General features: G+C 43.9%; 3 protein-coding genes. All 3 read right to left on the bottom strand.

The features are described from left to right. Nucleotides 1-14: 14 nt before the first annotated feature. The gene (locus tag LC574_RS30835) at nt 15-1,529 is read right to left on the bottom strand and encodes a tetratricopeptide repeat protein (protein WP_229457393.1); all 1,515 of its coding nucleotides are present in this window, start codon (nt 1,527-1,529) and stop codon (nt 15-17) included. A gap of 283 nt (nt 1,530-1,812) precedes the next feature. Beyond that, entirely contained in the window at nt 1,813-2,130 is a 318-nt protein-coding gene (locus tag LC574_RS30830; protein WP_229457392.1) for a hypothetical protein, read from the bottom strand. 57 nt (nt 2,131-2,187) lie between these two features. Next, the coding region (guaA, locus tag LC574_RS30825) for a glutamine-hydrolyzing GMP synthase (protein WP_229457391.1) at nt 2,188-3,707 on the bottom strand (1,520 nt) is incomplete at its 5' end.

The raw sequence follows: 3,707 nt of genomic DNA, 5'->3' as shown, positions 1-3,707 counted from the left end.
GCAATAGAATTTTATCAGTAAGCAGTACCCAAATTGTTCTGGCAAGCCGCATACTTTAGTGAATCCATGTCGGCTGTACGGTAACTGAGTGCTTCACTATAAGCTAAAACTGCTTGCTGCCAATTTTCAGATGAGTAAGAGAAACGAGCTAAATCACCATAAGCCGTCCCCAAATTATTTTGCACACGAGCGTAAGTTTCTAAATGTGTCTGGGGCGAGATCATCTTTAACGCCAACTGATAAAATTCTATTGCCTGCTCTATATAAGTTTGTCCTTCCTCAGAATTGGGCGGTGTACGGTATAGCATCCAGTAGAGTGTACCCAAATCATTTAAGATATCTGGGAGTTGTGGTGAGGTTTCGTCATAGCTAATTGCCTCCTGATAGGCAATAATTGCCACCATCAGATTTTCTAGGGTTGATCCTTGCTCAATGCGAAGGCGGTATAAAGTGCCCAAGCGATGATAAGCTTCTGCCAGTACTTCCCCTGGAACTTGCTTTTGGTGTAATTCTTCAATCTCCAACAAAATCTGCTGCGGTTGCAAGTAATCCTCTGTATCTTGAGCAATATTTGTATTTATTGTTGCTATTACTAGCTCCGTTAACTCGCTACTAATATGAGATAAAGACAACAGCGATTGATTATTACTCCCGCTACCAGACCTATTAGTAGATTCCTGCTGTTGTGGCGCAGTCTTCAATAAATCTGCTGTTGATGGCGAAGCTTCCTCGGTTTTGTGTACGCCATTCCCTTGTGTTTCTGTCGGAAAATCCGAATTATTCTTAAACTTTAACTCGCTGGCGGCGGTTCTGAGTTCTGCTTGAGTAACTGATTCATCTACAATCGACTGCTCAATATAACCTAAATCCAAGCTTCTGGGATTAGAAAAACGTTCTGGATAACCCGAATTCTGAGTCGCTGGTGTGGGTTCTCCAGCAAACACAAATACGCCAGTCCGACAACGCCAAAACTGTGGCGCTGATTGCTTGATAGCAGATAGCCAAGGACGCGGTATCCACAACAGCAAGTTAGATTCAAGGAATCGGCTAGATTCTTGTACAGAGAAATATTGTTCACTTAAGCGGAGATGGTGCAAAAATAACCGTTGTGTAGCGACTGGTTGCTTGGTCAGATGCTCCACGCCGACAATCTGAAACGCTGGTACTGGAAAAGGTCTTCCAGGGGTATCAAAAGATACCCCAACAATTGGCGGTGGATAGTTTGCCAACCATTGATTTATTTGAAGTATGGGATTGGGATCGTTTAAATTCAAACGCAACGTAACTAATCGGGGATAAGCTAGAGTGCTATTTTCCTGGGCATTTGATGGCTGAGATAGCACTTGTCCAATGGGATAAGCCAATGTAGAATGCAAACGGGTTGCTACTTGATTTCTCAAGTGTAAATCATCACATACTGCTAAAAAAAGTTGTCGTCGTAAGCCAAGACTTAGGGCAAGTTTCAATCGTTGGTATACTTGCCGATTCCAAGTAGAATTATCATTTTGTGCAGTATCATTCACGCTCATGGCGGCTAAAGAGCCAAAACAAAGTACATATCACCTTTCTGGGCGCATCAAAGTGGGCTGAAAATCTCATAATGAAAATGATTTTTAATTAGATCCTACATTCCGCACCCTCAACTGTCACAATCGGTTTTTACTGTTTTTTAGACAGAAACAAAGCTACTGAATATACATAAAAACAGTAAAATAACTTAAATCTAAACAGGCAGAAGCATTATCTAAAACTACAACAATCATAAAAACCTAGTAATTACACTATGTGACACCCCAAGGTGCGGAATGTGGGCTATAACAGGTTGGGATTTTGGTAGAAGTAAACCACGAATAAAAAACTCCACGCCACTTGCGGGATGGAGTTTTTGGGCATGGGGCATGGGGAAGAAACTACCAATGACGCCAGTCGCCTCAAGTCGGGAAACCCGCCCACGGCGCTGGCTCCCCTATGCCCTATGCCCCAAGCGACGGGGAGACTATCCCGGAACACCCACTCAAAGGAATTGAGTTTCCCGTCGCTTTCAATAAATTCGCTTGCTCCTGGTGCAGACGCTGCGTGAACAGACTTTTTTAAATTTGGAATTTTGAATCTTTCAATTCCATTATCCAAAATTTAAAATCTCAAATTAGGTGATGAGCTTTTGAGCTAAATCAACTCAAAACTTGGTTACTCCCATTCAATGGTTCCAGGCGGCTTAGAGGTGATGTCATAAACCACCCGATTCACTCCTTTCACCTCATTCACAATCCGAGTGGAAATCACTTCCAGTACATCGTAAGGGACTCTTGCCCAATCAGCAGTCATGCCATCTTCACTAGTAACAATCCGTAAAACAATCGGGTAAGCGTAAGTGCGTTGATCCCCCATAACGCCAACACTACGAATTGGCAGCAATACAGCAAAAGCTTGCCAAAAATCGTGATACATGCCGCGTTGGTTAATTTCTTGCCGCACAATCAAATCTGCATCGCGCAAAATGTTTAACCGCTCAGATGTGACTTCCCCCAGAATGCGAATTGCCAAACCAGGCCCAGGAAAAGGTTGCCGTTGGACAATTTCTTCTGGTAAACCAATGGAACGCCCTACTTTGCGGACTTCATCTTTAAATAGTTTCCGCAGTGGTTCCACCAATTTAAATCTTAGGTCTTTGGGCAAACCGCCAACATTGTGATGACTCTTAATTTTCACCGCTACCCGCTCACCAGTTTGGGGATCTACGTTGGTGTCAGCAGATTCGATCACATCTGGATAAAGAGTCCCTTGAGCCAGATAATCAAAGTGACCAAGGCGTTTGGATGTTTCCTCAAATACACTGATAAATTCGTGTCCGATGCGGCGGCGTTTTTCTTCAGGATCTGTGATACCAGTAACTCTAGCTAAAAAGCGATCGCGGGCATTAACATACTCTACAGGAATGTGAAACTGCTCTTGAAACAGCTTTACCAATCGCTCTGGCTCATACTTTCGCATAAAGCCTTGATCGATAAATACGCAAGTCAGTTGATCACCAATGGCTTTATACAGCAAGAAAGCCAGGGTAGAAGAATCCACCCCACCAGACAACGCCAACAGCACCCGCTTGTCACCAACTCTGGCGCGAATTTCCCGAATTGCTTCTTCGACAAAAGCCGCTGTTGTCCAAGTAGGTTCGCAATCGCAAATATGGTAGACAAAATTACGGATTAATGCTATTCCGCCAATAGAATGCACCACCTCTGGATGAAACTGAACGCCGTAAAGTTTCTTTTCATGGTCGGCGATCGCAGCACAGGGAGTATTTTCTGTATGTGCTAGCAATTCAAACCCTGATGGCATTTTGGTAACTGAGTCTCCATGACTCATCCACATGGTGGTACCATCTTCGACGTTAGTGAGCAAATCTGTGGGATCATCAATATATAATGAGGCTTTGCCGTACTCACCTCGGTCAGCCTTTGCCACTTCCCCACCGAGTTGGTTCACCATCAACTGCATCCCATAGCAAACACCCAAAACGGGTATTCCCAAATTCCAGATTTCTGGGTCACAATGGGGAGCGTTATCACCATAAACCGAACTTGGCCCACCAGAGAGAATAATTCCCTTAGGATTGAGTTGGCGCAATTGTGCAGAAGTAGTGCGATAAGACAAAACTTCAGAGTATACTTGAGTCTCGCGGATGCGACGGGCAATCAACTCAGAATATT

This window comes from Nostoc sp. CHAB 5715, assembly GCF_020829685.1.
Taxonomy (GTDB): domain Bacteria; phylum Cyanobacteriota; class Cyanobacteriia; order Cyanobacteriales; family Nostocaceae; genus Nostoc.
The sequence above is the reverse complement of the archived record's forward strand: the minus strand, read 5'-3'. Positions and strand labels throughout refer to the sequence as shown.